At 64.6% G+C, this 15,585-nt stretch carries 19 protein-coding genes and 1 riboswitch; of the genes, 7 read left to right on the top strand and 12 right to left on the bottom strand.

The genetic code is table 11. The annotated features are described in order from the left end of the window. Positions 1–4: 4 nt before the first annotated feature. From BM059_RS23965 to nrdR, 10 genes are all read right to left on the bottom strand, one after another. A complete protein-coding gene (locus BM059_RS23965) occupies positions 5–649 on the bottom strand; it encodes a TIGR02281 family clan AA aspartic protease (RefSeq protein ID WP_037000687.1) in 645 nt (214 codons plus the stop codon). An 18-nt stretch (positions 650–667) separates the two neighbouring features. Next, the gene (locus BM059_RS23960; RefSeq protein WP_074941606.1) at positions 668–1,402 is read right to left on the bottom strand and encodes a substrate-binding periplasmic protein; all 735 of its coding nucleotides are present in this window, start codon (positions 1,400–1,402) and stop codon (positions 668–670) included. A 9-nt stretch (positions 1,403–1,411) separates the two neighbouring features. Beyond that, positions 1,412–1,939 carry a phosphatidylglycerophosphatase A family protein gene (locus BM059_RS23955; protein ID WP_037000689.1) on the bottom strand — a complete coding sequence of 176 codons (528 nt, stop codon included), beginning with the start codon at positions 1,937–1,939 and terminating at the stop codon, positions 1,412–1,414. A gap of 15 nt (positions 1,940–1,954) precedes the next feature. Beyond that, a complete protein-coding gene (gene thiL / locus BM059_RS23950) occupies positions 1,955–2,908 on the bottom strand; it encodes a thiamine-phosphate kinase (RefSeq protein WP_074941628.1) in 954 nt (317 codons plus the stop codon). A 90-nt stretch (positions 2,909–2,998) separates the two neighbouring features. Beyond that, on the bottom strand, positions 2,999–3,478 hold the full coding sequence (nusB, locus tag BM059_RS23945) for a transcription antitermination factor NusB (protein ID WP_003463208.1): 480 nt from the start codon (positions 3,476–3,478) through the stop codon (positions 2,999–3,001). Beyond that, on the bottom strand, positions 3,475–3,951 hold the full coding sequence (ribH, locus tag BM059_RS23940; protein WP_012019761.1) for a 6,7-dimethyl-8-ribityllumazine synthase: 477 nt from the start codon (positions 3,949–3,951) through the stop codon (positions 3,475–3,477). The genes nusB and ribH overlap by 4 nt, the downstream gene beginning before the upstream one ends. 269 nt (positions 3,952–4,220) lie before the next feature. Continuing rightward, on the bottom strand, positions 4,221–5,300 hold the full coding sequence (ribBA, locus tag BM059_RS23935; protein ID WP_037001889.1) for a bifunctional 3,4-dihydroxy-2-butanone-4-phosphate synthase/GTP cyclohydrolase II: 1,080 nt from the start codon (positions 5,298–5,300) through the stop codon (positions 4,221–4,223). Between the two features lie 12 nt (positions 5,301–5,312). Continuing rightward, complete coding sequence (locus BM059_RS23930; protein ID WP_037001890.1) at positions 5,313–5,975, bottom strand: riboflavin synthase; 663 nt, start codon at positions 5,973–5,975, stop codon at positions 5,313–5,315. A gap of 124 nt (positions 5,976–6,099) precedes the next feature. Then, a riboswitch (FMN riboswitch) is annotated at positions 6,100–6,254 on the bottom strand. Between the two features lie 181 nt (positions 6,255–6,435). Then, entirely contained in the window at positions 6,436–7,551 is a 1,116-nt protein-coding gene (gene ribD, locus BM059_RS23925) for a bifunctional diaminohydroxyphosphoribosylaminopyrimidine deaminase/5-amino-6-(5-phosphoribosylamino)uracil reductase RibD (RefSeq protein WP_074941605.1), read from the bottom strand. Next, a complete protein-coding gene (gene nrdR, locus BM059_RS23920) occupies positions 7,548–8,015 on the bottom strand; it encodes a transcriptional regulator NrdR (protein ID WP_003243991.1) in 468 nt (155 codons plus the stop codon). Before nrdR ends, ribD begins: the two co-directional genes overlap by 4 nt. 100 nt (positions 8,016–8,115) lie before the next feature. Between nrdR and BM059_RS23915 the strand changes: the two genes are divergently transcribed. Genes BM059_RS23915 through trxA form a run of 3 tightly spaced genes read left to right on the top strand, consistent with a single transcriptional unit; the run spans position 8,116 to position 10,139 of the window. Continuing rightward, on the top strand, positions 8,116–8,556 hold the full coding sequence (locus BM059_RS23915; protein WP_074941604.1) for a hypothetical protein: 441 nt from the start codon (positions 8,116–8,118) through the stop codon (positions 8,554–8,556). Further along, positions 8,553–9,212: a class I SAM-dependent methyltransferase gene (locus BM059_RS23910; protein WP_037001894.1), complete on the top strand. Its 660-nt coding sequence runs from the start codon at positions 8,553–8,555 to the stop codon at positions 9,210–9,212. The genes BM059_RS23915 and BM059_RS23910 overlap by 4 nt, the downstream gene beginning before the upstream one ends. A 54-nt stretch (positions 9,213–9,266) precedes the next feature. Next, on the top strand, positions 9,267–10,139 hold the full coding sequence (trxA, locus tag BM059_RS23905; protein WP_037001895.1) for a thioredoxin: 873 nt from the start codon (positions 9,267–9,269) through the stop codon (positions 10,137–10,139). Between the two features lie 194 nt (positions 10,140–10,333). On the opposite strand, the gene BM059_RS23900 is transcribed toward trxA, so the two are convergent. Further along, complete coding sequence (locus tag BM059_RS23900; protein ID WP_074941603.1) at positions 10,334–10,681, bottom strand: hypothetical protein; 348 nt, start codon at positions 10,679–10,681, stop codon at positions 10,334–10,336. A 112-nt stretch (positions 10,682–10,793) separates the two neighbouring features. Between BM059_RS23900 and BM059_RS23895 the strand changes: the two genes are divergently transcribed. The 4 genes from BM059_RS23895 to BM059_RS23880 all read left to right on the top strand — a co-directional run bounded on the left by BM059_RS23895 (position 10,794) and on the right by BM059_RS23880 (position 14,305). Beyond that, a complete protein-coding gene (locus tag BM059_RS23895) occupies positions 10,794–11,387 on the top strand; it encodes a DUF2796 domain-containing protein (protein ID WP_074941627.1) in 594 nt (197 codons plus the stop codon). Between the two features lie 222 nt (positions 11,388–11,609). Continuing rightward, positions 11,610–12,317 carry an ABC transporter ATP-binding protein gene (locus tag BM059_RS23890; protein ID WP_074941602.1) on the top strand — a complete coding sequence of 236 codons (708 nt, stop codon included), beginning with the start codon at positions 11,610–11,612 and terminating at the stop codon, positions 12,315–12,317. Between the two features lies 1 nt (position 12,318). Continuing rightward, the gene (locus BM059_RS23885) at positions 12,319–13,725 is read left to right on the top strand and encodes an ABC transporter permease (protein WP_074941601.1); all 1,407 of its coding nucleotides are present in this window, start codon (positions 12,319–12,321) and stop codon (positions 13,723–13,725) included. A gap of 58 nt (positions 13,726–13,783) precedes the next feature. Then, entirely contained in the window at positions 13,784–14,305 is a 522-nt protein-coding gene (locus BM059_RS23880) for a DUF3299 domain-containing protein (protein ID WP_037001899.1), read from the top strand. 182 nt (positions 14,306–14,487) lie between these two features. On the opposite strand, the gene BM059_RS23875 is transcribed toward BM059_RS23880, so the two are convergent. Continuing rightward, positions 14,488–15,585, bottom strand: a complete 1,098-nt coding sequence (locus tag BM059_RS23875) for a tetratricopeptide repeat protein (RefSeq protein ID WP_074941600.1) — start codon at positions 15,583–15,585, stop codon at positions 14,488–14,490.

Below are 15,585 nucleotides of genomic sequence, written 5' to 3'. Positions count from 1 at the left end.
ATTCTCATAGCTTGGACTCGAGCACTAGCATCCCCTGCTCCTCGCGCCAGCCCACGCGACTCATGAAGCTCATGCCGAGCAAAGCTTCGGCGGGCGCGCCGCCTTCCAGCACCACAGCCTCGACGCCAAGCACCTCGATATCACCGACCTTGACCCGATCCAGGCTGACCCGCCAACCCCGCGCCGTGCCACTGGCTGTGCTGACCGTGAGCGGCTGCCCACTGACGCGAAAGTCGATGTTCAGGCGGCGCGCCTGGGCTTCATTGAGGGCAACCGAGGTGGCACCAGTGTCCACCAGAAACGGCACGCTTTGGCCGTTGACCGAACCGGTGATCCAGTAGTGACCACCAGGCCCCTTGGCGATGCTCAGGCGCTTCTTCTGTGGTTCGGCAAACCCGGCACTGTATTCCCGGCTCAGCGGGTACACGCGCTCGACGCCATCGACACGCAGCACCGCGCCCTGCTTATCGACGCTGACTACCTGCACTCCACCGGGACCGGTGGAGCCCACACGAACCAGCTTGCGCTGGCCGTCGACATTGACCACCGCGGCACCCGGGAACAGGCCGACCACCTGCACCTGAGAAGCGGCCCAGGAAAGGCTCGAACACAACAGCGCCAGCGTGGCGAGACAGTGACGAAGCTGCATGTATGACGGCCTCCCGGCTCAGTCGAAGGGATAGGGCTGCTGCCAGTGAGCGAAGATCGGCCGCAGCTCACCGCTGGCAATCAGTTGCGTCATGCGCCGATCGAAGAGCTCGGCCAGAACATGCCCACGTGGCGTATCGGCAAAACCGAGATAGAGCGGCAATTGCGTCAGGTCCGTCATCCGGTATTGCTGCGGCTTGCTGGTCTGGCCCAATACGTAATCGACCTCGGGACGGGCATCGATATAGAAGTCCGCGTGCCCCAGATCGAGCATGCCAAGGATACCGCTCCGCCGCTGCACTTCCCGGTAGTCGTGCACATTCGGCAAATATTCGTCGTAGCCGTAGCCTCGCACCCAAACCAGCCGGTACTTGCCCAGGCTGTCCAGGGTCGGCGCCGGTTTGCCCTTGAGGCCAAGTGCGACGATCTGATCACGATCATAGTGATGCCTGGGGTAAAACACCTGCCCCTCTACCTCGTCACGATAGGAGCCGACCCAGGCATCGGCCTCGCCGCGCTGCACCAGGCCGACGGAGCGGGTATAAGGCACGCTGTGGATACTCAGGCGGACACCCGCAGGCTCGAACACCTTGCGCATGACGTCCCAGCCCAGGCCGGTACCATCGGTTTCGGTATAGGCCTCCCAGACCTCACTGGCCAGACGTATCTCCCCTGGCAGCTCGCTCTTGGCCTGAGCACCGACCAGGGTGCACAGCATCAGCAGCGCGCCTAGCCAGACTTGCCTCATGCGCATGCCCACTCCTTAGAAACCCAGCCCGGCTCCGTAGTTGGCCCAGCCCCAGACCAGCCCCTGCATGGCCAGCCAGGCGAAGACCCCAGCGATGATGTCATCGAGCATGATGCCGACACCGCCATGTACGTGGCGATCGATCCAGCGAATTGGCCAGGGTTTGACGATGTCGAACAGACGGAACATGAGAAAGCCTAGCAGCAACCAGACCCACCCCTCGGGCACCAGCCACAGGGTGATCCACATGCCGACCATTTCATCCCAGACGATGCCTTCGTGATCATGCACGCGCAGATCGTCGGCGACCTTGCCGCACAACCAGAAGCCGAACAGCATGGTGACCCCGAGCAACAGCCAGTAGCCCCAATCCGGCAGCATCTGCCACAGTGGAATGAATGGCAGCGCGACCAGCGAGCCCCAGGTGCCCGGTGCCTTGGGCAGTGTGCCGGAACCGAAGCCGAAGGCGATGAAATGCCAGGGATTGCGCCACACCGAGGGCGGTACGTATTCGGCGGGAACCTGGTTGGGGTGATCGGTCACACGCACTCCGTCCTGTCAGAAATGTTGGTAGCCGCCGCGCGGCGGTTCGATTGGTTGGCCGGCGGCGTCCAGCAACTGTACCCCGGAGCCGGCCAGCACACGGCCAATAACCCGCACTTCGGACCAGTCACGCTGAATGTCGGCGAGCAGCGCAGGCGGTAGGGTAAAGGCCAGGCGGTAGTCGTCGCCACCACCCAAGGCGCAGACCTTTGCCTGCTCCTCGCCGGCAAAGGCGCGCAACGGTGCAGACAGCGGCACACGCGCCAGCTCGATATGCAGGGCGACCTGCGAGGCGCTGGCAATATGCCCGCAGTCAGCGAGCAGACCGTCAGAAATATCCAGTGCCGCCGTGGCTCGGCCGCGCAGTGCCTGCCCCAGGGCCAGTTGCGGTTGCGGCGACCAGTAACGAACCAGCAAAGGCTCGGCGACTTCAGGCGTTGCATCACGCTGAGCCAGTACCAGTGGCAGGGCGCCAGCGGCGTCACCCAGTTCGCCTCCTACACACAACAGATCACCCACCTGCGCGCCGCTGCGCAGCAGTGCCTGCCCGGCCGGCACACGGCCGAAGACGGTCAGCGTCAGGCTCAGCGGGCCTCGCGTGGTGTCGCCACCGACCAGCGCCAGCGAACAGTTCTCGGCCATCTGCTGCAAGCCACGGGCGAACTCGGCCAGCCAGGCTTCACTGGCACTCGGCAAGGTCAGCGCGAGGGTAAAGGCCAACGGCGTGGCGCCCATGGCAGCCAGGTCACTGGCGGAGACAGCCAGCGCACGCTGGCCGAGAAGAAAGGCATCGCAGGCGTCGGGGAAATGCACCCCGGCAACCAGCGTGTCGGTGGACACCGCCAACTGCTCGCCTGCCGGCACCGCCAGCAGGGCGCAGTCATCACCGATACCGCGAACCACGCCGACGCCGCCCTGAGCGCAACGGGCGGCGGCGAAGTAGTGACGAATCAGCTCGAACTCATTCACGGGCAAGCAACGATCTGCTGCCCGTCGGCCCGGCATAGCAGAGGCAGGGCTCTAGCTCGCGAGATCGTGAATCGAGCATCGCAAAAGGCCTCACCGCTTGTTGGCGTTGACTTCGGCGGCACGCAGCTTGGGCGCGAGCTTGTCGAGGATGCCGTTGACGAATTTGTGTCCGTCGGTGGCACCGAACACCTTGGCCAGCTCGATACCTTCGTTGATCACCACTTTGTAGGGCACGTCGACGCGGTTCTTCAGCTCGTAGGTGGACAGGCGCAGGATGGCCAGTTCGACCGGATCGATCTCTTCCAACGGGCGATCGAGCAGCGGTGTGAAGGCCTCGTCCAGCTCGGTCTTCTGCCGCGGTACGCCGTGCAGGATCTCGTGGAAGTAGGCACCATCGACCTTGCTGAAATCGTTGTCGACGCGGAACTGCGCTTCGATCTCGTTCAGCGGCTGCCCGGCGATGTGCCAGGAGTACAGGGCCTGCATGGCCAGGGTGCGGGCCTCACGGCGCGCGAGGATCTTGCCGCTGGGGCCCTTCTTGGCCGGCTGGCCGTTACCGGAGTTGCTCACTTGGCCTCCAACTGCGCCAGCAGGCTGACCATTTCCAGAGCGGACAGCGCAGCTTCGGCACCCTTGTTACCTGCCTTGGTGCCGGAACGTTCGATGGCTTGTTCGATGGAGTCGACAGTCAGCACGCCGAAGGCGACCGGTACGCCGTATTCCATGGAAACCTGAGCCAGGCCCTTGGTGCACTCGCCGGCGACGTACTCGAAGTGCGGGGTGCCGCCACGGATGACCGCGCCGAGGGCGATGATCGCCGCGTATTCGCCACGCTGAGCGACCTTCTGGGTGACCAGCGGAATCTCGAAGGCACCCGGCGCACGGATGATGGTGATGTCGCTCTCGCTCACGCCATGGCGTACCAGGGCGTCAATGGCGCCGCTAACCAGGCTCTCGACGACGAAGCTGTTGAAACGGCCTACCACCAGGGCGTATTTGCCCTTCGGGGCGATGAAGGTACCTTCGATGGTCTTCAGGGTCATGACAGGTCTCACATGGGTTAAAGAGCCGGAGCGGCGGTGCGCTCCGAAAATAAAATTCGTTTGTCAGCGTAGCCCGGATGCAATCCGGGGCCACTGTGCCGATCTTCCCGGATTTCATCCGGGCTACGTGCTTTAGCTCCCCTCTCCCGCTTGCGGGAGAGGGGCTGGGGGAGAGGGTTCGGCGTTGACCACAATACCCTCTCCCGCCCTTCGGGCACCCTCTCCCGCAAGCGGGAGAGGGTCATCAGCTTTACCCCTTCGGGCCGCTGTTAATCAGCCGGCAGGTATTCTACAACCTCGAGGTCGAAGCCGGATATCGCGTTGAACTTCATCGGCGAGCTCATCAGGCGCATCTTGCGCACGCCGAGGTCACGCAGAATCTGCGAACCAGCGCCCACGGTGCTGTAGGTCGCCGGGTTGGCCGGTTGCTGACGGCTGATCAGCGCCAGCAGCTCCGGCCCGGTCAGCGGATTGCCGAGCAGCAGCACCACGCCGCTACCGGCCTTGGCCACTTCTGCCATCGCCGCGCGCATGCTCCAGCGGCCCGGCTGGTTGACCATAAACAGGTCGCGCAGCGGGTCCATGTTGTGCACGCGCACCAGGGTCGGCTCTTCGGCGCAGATGGTGCCCAAGGTCAGCGCCATGTGCGCGGTGTCCTCAACGCCATCGCGATAGGTCACCAGGTTGAACTGGCCCAGTTCGGTGTCCAGCGGCTGCTCGCTGATGCGCTCGACGGTGCGCTCGTGGATCAGGCGGTAGTGGATCAGGTCAGCGATGGTGCCGATCTTCAGACCGTGCTCTTCGGCGAACTTTTCCAGCTCCGGACGACGGGCCATGGTGCCGTCGTCGTTCATGATCTCGCAGATCACCCCGCTCGGCTCGAAACCGCCCATGCGCGCCAGGTCACAGGCTGCCTCGGTATGGCCGGCACGCGCCAGCACACCACCAGGCTGAGCCATCAGCGGGAAGATATGACCCGGGCTGACGATGTCGGCGGCCACGGCATTACGCGCCACGGCGGCCTGCACGGTGCGTGCGCGGTCGGCGGCAGAGATGCCGGTGGTCACGCCCTCGGCCGCCTCGATGGAGACGGTGAACTTGGTGCCGAAGCCGGAGCCGTTGCGCGGCGCCATCAGCGGCAGATTGAGCAGCTCGCAGCGCTCGCGGGTCATCGGCATGCAGATCAGGCCACGGGCGAAGCGAGCCATGAAGTTGATGTGTTCGGCGGTGACGCACTCGGAGGCGATGATGATGTCGCCTTCGTTCTCGCGGTCCTCGTCATCCATGAGGATGACCATCTTGCCGGCACGGATGTCTTCGATCAGTTCTTCAGCGGTATTGAGCGCCATCGGGGCGTCTCCTCAATTCTTCAGGTAGCCGTTTTCGGCGAGAAAGCTTTCGGTCAGGCCCGAGGCCTTGGGCTCTGCAGCCTTGTCGCCGAGCAGCAGGCGCTCCAGGTAACGCGCCAGCAGGTCGACCTCGAGGTTGACCTTACGCCCGGCCTGGTAGTCGACCATGATGGTCTCGGCCAGGGTGTGCGGCACGATGGTCAGCTCGAACTCGGCGCCATCGACCGCGTTCACCGTGAGGCTGGTGCCGTCGACGGTGATCGAGCCCTTGTGCGCGATGTACTTGGCCAGCTCACGTGGGGCGCGCACCTTGAACTGCACGGCGCGGGCGTTATCGGCGCGCGAGACGATCTCGCCGACGCCGTCGACGTGCCCGCTGACCAGATGGCCGCCGAGGCGACTGGTCGGCGTCAGGGCCTTTTCCAGGTTCACGGCGCTGCCGGGCTTGAGGTCGACGAAGGCAGTGCGCGCCAGCGTCTCGCGGCTGACGTCGGCCCAGAAGCCGTCGCCAGGCAGCTCAACGGCGGTCAGGCAGATGCCGTTGACGGCGATGCTGTCGCCGAGCTTGACGTCGCCCAGGTCGAGTTTGCCAGTGGCCACGTAGACACGCACGTCGCCGCCCTTCGGCGTCATGGCGCGGATACTGCCGATGGCTTCGATTATGCCGGTGAACATAAGCCCTCCGAATCTCGCTTGAAGATGATGCACAGCATGGATGAACTCCTGTTTTGGTCAAAAACAGGGCAAATGCCGATCGATAGGGATTTCACGGGCAGGCACAGACCGCCCTAGGAGGGAATCCCGCTCTCTCTTTATCCGGACTATACCGTCGGCCCCGGAATCGCACCGGGTCTGCTTGACCTCGCGCGGCAGGTGCCGTGGCGAGCGCTCGCGGGCTAGGTTCTGCGAACCATTACCGCCGGTGGGGAATCACACCCCGCCCTGAGAACGTTGCGACCACATGAAATGGCCGCGTGGCGTTTTACCATATTTATCATCGCGGCGCATGGGCCTTAGGACGCGCTGCATGCCCCGGGGATAACCGCCGATCTGCCGGGTCAGCGACAAGTTCAAGCTGTAGTCGTTGTCACTGGACACAAGTAAGTGGAGAGAACCGCGCTGCGCACAGCACACCCTACCTGGCCTTGGGTACCGCTGTGATCTGCCAGTCTTCACCGACAGCGCGGATATCGACGATCTGCAATTCCGGCGCCTCGGCCATGCGATTGAGCGGCAGTTCGAGCAGCGGCCGTGCGCTGGAACCGAGCAGCTTGGGCGCGACGAAGATGCGGTACTCGTCCACCAATCCAGCACGAGCGAAGGCGCCAGCCAGTCGTGGCCCGGCTTCGACCAGCACCTCGTTAACGCCGCGGCCGGCCAGCTCCAGCAATAGCTTGCGCAAGTCGACATGACCGTTGCTACCCGGTACGGCGAGCAACTCATGCCCGTCCTCCTGATAGCGATCACGGGCCGAGGCCGCAGCGCAGGTCGCCACCAGCGCGGGGCCGACCTGGAAGAAGGTCTTGCTCAAGGGCACGCGCAGACGGCCATCGACCAGTACGCGCAAGGGTGGGCGACGCTGCGCCAGCTCGGTCATCTCAGCCCCCAGGCCCAGCTCATCGGCACGCACCGTCAGCCGCGCATCGTCGGCCAGTACGGTATCGGCGCCGCTGAGTACCACGCTGGCCTGAGCACGCAGGCGCTGCACCTCAGCACGCGCCGCCGGGCCGGTGATCCACTGGCTTTCGCCACTGGCCATGGCGGTGCGGCCATCCAGACTCATCGCCAGCTTGACCCGCACGAACGGCAGGCCCTGCTCCATGCGTTTGATGAAGCCGGCGTTGAGCGCGCGCGCCTCGCTTTCCAGCACGCCACTGGCAACCTCGATACCAGCCTGGGCCAAGCGCAGCAGACCACTGCCGGCGACCTGCGGATTGGGATCTTGCATCGCCGCGACGACCCGGCTGACACCCGCGGCGACCAGCGCATTGGCGCAGGGCGGCGTACGCCCATGGTGGCTGCAGGGTTCCAGCGTCACGTACGCCGTGGCGCCACGCGCCTTGTCGCCAGCCTGGCGCAGTGCGTGCACCTCGGCGTGCGGCTCACCGGCACGGGCATGCCAGCCCTCGCCGACGATCTCGCCGTCACGCACGATGACGCAACCGACCCGTGGATTGGGATGGGTGGAATACAGGCCTTTGCGCGCCAGCCGCAGGGCGCGCGCCATGAAGAAGTGGTCGAGCTCGCTCATCGGCTTTTAGACGGCTCACGGGCCAGACGTTCGATTTCCTCGCGGAATTCGTTGAGGTCCTGAAAACGGCGGTAGACCGAGGCGAAGCGGATATAGGCCACCTCGTCGAGCTTGCTCAGCTCGGTCATCACCAACTCACCGAGCACCAGCGACTTCACCTCGCGCTCGCCAGTAGCCCGCAGTTGCTGCTTGATGCGGGCGATGGCCTCCTCCAGGCGCTCGACGCTCACCGGGCGTTTTTCCAGCGCACGCTGCATGCCGGCACGCAGCTTCTCTTCATCGAAGGGCTGGCGACTGCCGTCCTGCTTGATCAGGCGCGGCATCACCAGCTCGGCGGTTTCGAAGGTGGTGAAGCGCTCACCGCAGGCCACGCATTCGCGGCGGCGGCGGACCTGGTCGCCCTCGGCGACCAGACGGGAATCGATGACCTTGGTGTCGTTGGCGGCGCAGAAGGGACAATGCATGGCAGGCGCGGGCTATTGGCGGCAAAGGCGTCATGGTAGCGCATAGAGACAGCAAGACAAATTAAGCTATGGGTACGCACCTTCACGAGCACAACCTGCCATGAATCGATACCAGCCCCTTCTCCTCATCGCCCTGAGCGGCCTGCTCGCGGCCTGTGCCAGTGAACCCACGGCGCCCACGCCAGTACACACGCCCGCCCCGCTACCGACTGAAACCAACGCAGCGCCCGTGCAGGGCCCCGGCCTACGTGGCGAGCTGCTCGGCGTCGCGGCGGGCGCCGATGTCGACCTGGCACTCCTTGGTGTGGACATGCGCGGTCGCCCGCGTGCGCTGCTTGGCCAGGTTCACCTGCGTGGCGACGGCGAAACTCTGCCGTTTCATCTGCACGTACAACCCCAAGCCACACCGCAGGGCCTGCGCCTGGAGCTGCGTGGCCGTGTCAGCCACTCCGGGCGCCTGGTGCAACGCCTGCCGGTGCGCACCATCGCCGAACTGACCGACCAGGACCTCGGCGCCCTGAACCTGGTGCCGGCACCATGACACCTCCGGTACACCTGCAGCAGGCGTTGAACGAACTGCTCGGCGATGCCCGCCTGGTCGCCGAAACCCTGCCCGGCACCGACATCGCCCTGTGGCTGATCGATGCCAGCAACATGGAGCGCGCCTTCAACCCCGAAGAGACCCGACGCATTCTCGAAGAGCCGCCCTACTGGTGCTTCTGCTGGGCCAGCGGCCTGGTGCTGGCGCGCTGGCTGGCTGAGCGCCCCGAGTGGGTGCACGGCAAGCGCGTGCTGGATTTCGGTGCCGGCTCCGGCGTAGCCGCCATCGCTGCGGCCAAGGCCGGCGCGGCAGAAGTGGTAGCCTGCGACCTCGACCCACTGGCACTGGCCGCTAGTCGCGCCAATGCCGCACTCAACGGCGTGACGCTGAATTACTCGGAAGATTTCTTCGCCGAAGCGGATCGCTACGACCTGATCCTGGTCGCCGACGTGCTTTATGATCGCGCCAACCTGCCACTGCTCGACCATTTTCTCAGCCGCGGGCGTCAGGCCCTGGTGGCCGATTCACGGGTGAAGGATTTTCAGCATCCGCTGTACCAGCGCCTGGCACTGCTGGACGGTTGCACCTGGCCGGACCTGGCCGAACCCGCCGAATTCCGCGAAGTCAGCCTGTATCACGCCGCGCGACCCTTGTAACCGCATCGCGCTGCCCGCATTAATAGACCATTGTCCTGCTTTTCGAGACCGACCATGAGCGACTCCCCTTACATCTTCGATATCTCCGGCACCGCCAATTTCGAGCAACTGGTGATCGAGAACTCCTTCCACAAGCCGGTACTGGTGGACTTCTGGGCTGAGTGGTGCGCGCCGTGCAAGGCGCTGATGCCGATGCTGGCTAAGATCACCGAGGAATACGCCGGTGAGCTGCTGCTGGCCAAGGTCAATTGCGATATCGAGCAAGACATCGTCATGCGCTTCGGCATTCGCAGCCTACCCACCGTGGTGCTGTTCAAGGACGGCCAGCCGGTGGACGGTTTTGCCGGCGCCCAGCCGGAAGCGGCGATCCGCGAGATGCTCAAGCCTCATGTCGCCGAACCGGCGCCAGTCGCTGCCGATCCGATGGAGGCCGCCCAGGTACTGTTCGCCGAAGGTCGCTTCGCTGAAACCGAAGCGCTGCTCAAGCAGGTGCTGACAGAAGACAACGAGAATGCCGCCGCGCTGATTCTCTACGCGCGCTGCCTGGCCGAACGCGGCGAGCTGGGCGAGGCGGAAACCGTGCTCAACGCCGTCAAGGGTGACGAGCACAAGCAGGCGCTGGCCGGCGCCAAGGCGCAGCTGACCTTCCTGCGCCAGGCCGCTGACCTGCCGGAAGTAGCGACGCTGAAAAGCCGCCTGGCGCAGAACGCCGAGGATGACGAAGCGGTGTATCAACTGGCCGTGCAGCAACTGGCGCGCCAGCAGTACGAAGCGGCGCTGGACGGCCTGCTCAAGCTGTTCGTGCGTAACCGCAGCTACAGTGAAGGCCTGCCGCACAAGACCCTGTTGCAGGTATTCGACCTGCTCGGCGGCGACCACCCGCTGGTCACCACCTACCGCCGCAAGCTGTACCAGGCGATCTACTAATCCCAGCTTTGGCTCGCGCTCGCCGTAGGGCGCGCCATGCGCATCGAGCACTCGCCAGTTCAAGCTTGTGATGCTAGGTGCGCGCAGCGCACCCTACGGCGACACAGATAAGGTTCTGGCCTGACAAGGATGGCCTTTGTAGAGTGCGCCGTACGCACCGCCGATGACCGCGCGAGTGCGTGCAGCCTGGGCGACTACCCCTGCCAGTGATAGATCGGCGCATCCGCGCCGGTTTCCATGCGGATCTGCTCGCAATGACGCAGACGCACCAGCAGGCGTTTACCCGCAACCTCACCACCGGCCAGCGCAACCAGTTGCGTCATTAGCCGCGGCCCTTCGACCTGGCCGGCCTCGCGCACCAATTGCAGCGCGGTCTGCCACAGCGCGTCGCCCGTATCTGCAACTGCAGTGGCGGGCGCTGCCGTCGCGCCAGGTGTCGGCGCAACGACCACATGCTGTGCCAGTTGCGCCCAGTCCTCGGCATCCAGCTCCAGCGTCAGGTCCACCGGCCAGTCGCCGATGCGCCCACGTATTCGCATCATGTTCAGCCTCCAGTCAGGAAGCTGCATGCTCCCACGCTGCCTGTGTACTGGCCAGCCCAGCATAAAAGTTGTTATAACGTAACAAGAAACAACACTCATGCCGGAGACCTCCATGCGCCATCTGCTGCTCGCCCTACCCTTCGCCCTGCTCCCCCTGACCGCTGCCCAGGCCCATGACGACCATGACCATGAACACGGCAGTCTCGGCGCGCACGAACACGGCGTAGCCAGCCTCAACGTTGCCCTCGATGGACAGGCCCTGGAGCTGCAGATCGACAGCCCCGCGATGAACTTCGTTGGCTTCGAACATGCAGCCAAGAGCGATGCCGACAAAGCCAAGGTTGCTGCCGCCAAAGCCGAGCTGGAAAAACCCATTGAGTTGTTCGGCTTGGCCGCAGGCGCCTGCCAGGTGACCAAACAGGAACTGGAAAGCCCGCTGTTCGGCGACCATGACCATCACCACGAGGACGAAGCGCACGAGCATGAACACGCTGACGCCAACGAGCACGAGCACGAGCACGAGCACAGCGATATCGAAGCCAGCTATCAACTGTCCTGCAAGCAGGTCGATGCACTCAAGCAACTGGACCTGAGCGAGCTGTTCAAGCGCTTCCCCGCTACCCAGAAGATTCAGGTACAACTGATCGGCCCGAGCGGCCAGCAAGGCGTGGAACTGACACCAGCCCAGCCGCGTCTGTCGTTCTGATGCTGTAGGGTGGATCGGGGCGCGTAGCTGACGTGCCTTGCATCCATCCTACCCGCTGTGTGGGAGAACCAGGTGGCGACTCGCTTTGGCTGCGAATGCAAGCTCACCGCTAAAGCGCCTCCCATAAAACCTGCTCCGGAGGTAATGATGCCATCCGCGAGTTAGGCTCAGACAATCAGGCCACCCTGCACGGCTTTTCATGAACGACGACTCGAAGAAACCATGACCCAACCTCTGATCGAACTCGCCGATCTCGGTTTCGCCTGGCCCGGCCAGGCGCAGCTGCTGGATATCCCCGCCTTCACCCTGGCACGCGGTGAAACCCTGTTTCTCAAAGGCCCCAGCGGCAGCGGCAAGACCACCCTGCTCGGCCTGCTCGGCGGCGTGCAGCGGGCGCAAAGCGGCTATATCCGCCTGCTCGGCCAGGACCTGGGCCAGCTTTCCGCCGGTGCCCGTGACCGCTTCCGTGTCGATCACACCGGCTACATCTTCCAGCAGTTCAACCTGCTGCCGTTTCTGTCCGTGCGCGAGAACGTCGAGCTGCCCTGTCGCTTCTCGCGCCTGCGCGCCGACCGTGCACGCCAGCGCCATGGCAGCGTCGATGCGGCCGCCGCCGCGCTGCTCGATCACCTCGGCCTGCGCGCCGATCTGCTCGGCCGCCGTGCCGATGAACTGTCCATCGGCCAACAACAACGGGTCGCCGCCGCGCGCGCCCTGATCGGCCAGCCAGAACTGGTGATCGCCGACGAACCCACTTCAGCACTGGACTTCGACGCCCGCGAAGCCTTCCTGCAACTGCTCTTCGCCGAATGCCGCGCCGCCGGCGCCAGCCTGTTGTTCGTCAGCCACGACCAGAGCCTGGCTCCGCTGTTCGACCGCAACCTGTCGCTGGCCGAACTCAACCGCGCCACGCGCCCACAGGAGGCCTGAGATGCACCTGATCCGCATCGCCCTGGCCAGCCTGGCCAACCGTCGTTTCACCGCCCTGCTCACGGTGTTCGCCATCGCCCTCTCGGTCTGCCTGCTGCTGGCCGTCGAACGCGTGCGCACCGAAGCCCGTGCCAGCTTCGCCAACACCATCAGCGGCACCGACCTGATCGTCGGCGCCCGCTCCGGCAGCGTGAACCTGCTGCTGTATTCGGTGTTCCGCATCGGCAATGCCACCAACAACATCCGCTGGGACAGCTTCGAACACTTCGCCAACCATCGTCAGGTGAAGTGGGCCATCCCCATTTCCCTCGGCGACTCGCACCGTGGCTATCGAGTGATGGGCACCAGCACCGCCTATTTCGAGCACTACCGCTATGCCCGCAGCCAGGCGCTGAAGCTGGCCCAGGGCCGCGCGTTTGCAGGCGATCCCTTCGAGGTGGTACTGGGCGCGGAAGTGGCGCAAGCGCTGGGCTACGGCCTCGGCGAGAAAATTGTCCTGGCGCACGGTGTCGCCACCATCAGCCTGGTCAAGCACGACGACAAACCCTTCACAGTGGTCGGCATCCTCGAGCGCACCGGCACTCCGGTCGACCGCACGCTGCACATCTCCCTGGCCGGAATGGAGGCGTTGCACATCGACTGGCAGAACGGCATGCCGGCACGCGGGGCGGCGCAGATCAGCGCGGATCAGGTGCGAGAGTGGGCCAGCGCCTGTTCACAAGCGTCGCGAGCGCAGACGGGGCAAGACGAAAGCGGGCGAGGAAGCGCAGTTGAGTCGAGTCTCAATGAGCATTCCGAGCCCGCTTTCAACGCAGCAGCGTCAAGCGCAGTAGATTGTGGACAGGCGCTGCAGCCGAAGCAGATCACCGCCTTCATGCTGGGGCTCAACAGCAAGATCGCCACCTTCAGCCTGCAGCGCGAGATCAACGAGTTCCGTGGCGAGCCGCTGCTGGCGATCCTGCCGGGTGTGGCGCTGCAGGAGCTGTGGAGCCTGATGGGCACGGCCGAACAGGCACTGTTCGTGGTCTCGCTGTTCGTCGTGCTGACTGGCCTGATCGGCATGCTCACGGCGATCCTCACCAGCCTCAACGAGCGTCGTCGGGAGATGGCTATCCTGCGCTCGGTGGGCGCGCGCCCCTGGCATATCGCCAGCCTGCTGGTGCTGGAGGCCTTCGCCCTGGCACTGGCCGGCGTGGCTTTCGGTGTCGCACTGCTGTATCTGGGTATCGCTGGCAGCCAGGGTTTCGTACAGGCCAATTACGGCCTGTATCTGGCACTCAATGCACCGTCGAGTTACGAATGGAAACTGCTTGGCGGCATTCTCGCCGCAGCAGTGGCGATGGGTAGCGTGCCGGCTTGGCGGGCTTATCGGCAGTCGCTGGCAGACGGTCTATCGATCAGGCTCTGAGGGAAAGTCGAGAGCGCCTGGCGTACACTGCGCGGGCGCTCTTACAACGAGGTTCTCCATGTCCCGCCCCCTGCTCGCCACCCTGCTGCTGACCCTGGCACTGCCGCTGGCCGCCGCCGATGTGCGCGAACTCAACTGGTCCGAGCTGATTCCTGCGGATGCCCCGCCGCAAGTCATCGACCCCGCGCCGATCCATGACCTCTCGCAGCTGGCCGACGCGCTGGCCGAGTCCGGCCCTGCCGCCATGCAGCAATCGCCAGCGGCCCCGGTGGTCAAGGAGCTCAACGGCCAGCAGGTGAAGCTGCCAGGCTATATCGTGCCACTGGACGTGACCGACGAAGGCCGGGTGGTCGAGTTCCTGCTGGTGCCCTACTTCGGCGCCTGCATTCATGTGCCGCCACCGCCGTCGAACCAGATCGTGCATGTCACCAGCGAGCTCGGCGTGCTGCTCGATGCGCTATACCAGCCGTTCTGGGTTGAAGGGCCACTGAAAACCGAGCATGTCAGCAGCGAGCTGGCCGAGGTCGGCTACCAGATGGAAGCAGACAAGATCTACGCCTACGAACTGCCCGATAGCTGATCCTCATATGAGCGGCTGTAGGAGCGGCTTCAGCCGCGAAAGGATTCGCGGATACATTCACGCTTAGCGATCCGCCGCCCAAGAAAAAGCCAGACCCTGAGTCTGGCTTTTTCTTGGTGCGCGCGGCGCACCCTACATATGGTGCCCCCGCGTAGGGTGCGCTGCGCGCACCGACGAGCGATTCAACTACGACTGGCGACACGATTCTCGCGTTCGAAGCGCAACTCGCTTTCCGCCCACTGACGCCATGAGCGCACTTTAGCTCGCTCGGCGCCACCACGTTCGGCACGCGCCAGTGCATCCAGCCCCGCCTGCCAACGCGCCTGCTCAAGCTCCAGCTGAGCCACGTACAACCAGTGCTTGCCGTTGCCGCTGCGTTCGGCCAGGGGACGCAATACCCGCACGGCTGCTGCACGGTCGCGCGCCTGCCACCAGAACAGACCGAGACGCTCCTGACGCGCCGCGGTGCCTGCCAGCAAGCCGCTGTCGAGCATTCCAGCCAGCAGCTTGGCGCCCTGCCAGGGCTGGTCCGCAGCACCGGCGAGCAATACCAGGTTATCCAGTTCCGACTCGCTGAAACGCAGCCCCTTGCTGTGCGCAGCACGCAGGGTCGCCAGCGCCTTGTCGTTGCTGCCCGCCATTTGCTGCAGACCGGCCAGTTGGCGCCAGCCCTTGGCATCATTCGGCTGGCGAGCCAGCAGCTGACGCTGCCAACGCTCGGCCTGGGGGTAGCGTTTCAGATCAGCGTTGGCCCCCACCAGAAACTGCAGCCAGATGTCCGCCGCATTGGGGTTAGCTTGTACGTAACGCTCGGCCAGCGGCAACGCCTTGGCTGGCTGATTCATGCCTTGATAGGCCTGCACCAGCATCTGCAGGACTTCCTCGGAGGCACTGCCTTGATTCGGCGCCAGCAACTCGACGACCTTGGCGTAGCGGCGCTCGCCCAGGTTGAGCTTGGCCAGATTGAGGCGCTCGCCAGCCAGCATTTCATCTTCAAGCTTGCCGCTGCGCACGGCCTTTTCCAGCCAGTCGATGGCCTGACCATTGTTGCCGGCCGACCAGGCCACGTAGGCCTTGCTGCGCCAGACCAGCGCTTCTTCAAAACTGCCACTCTTGGCCTGAACATCATCGAGCGCACGCCGTGCGGCAGCGTAGTCACCTTTCTGCTGCGCGGCCTGCGCCGCATTCAGGGCCTTGAACACGGCCGGATCGACAGTCTGCTGGGCCATGCCTGGCACGGCGGCGGCACTGAGCATCACGAGCAACAACCAACGGTACAT

Source organism: Ectopseudomonas composti (assembly GCF_900115475.1).
Classification (GTDB): domain Bacteria; phylum Pseudomonadota; class Gammaproteobacteria; order Pseudomonadales; family Pseudomonadaceae; genus Aquipseudomonas; species Aquipseudomonas composti.
Note: the sequence above shows the minus strand (reverse complement) of the source record. Positions and strands in the feature narration are given on the sequence as shown.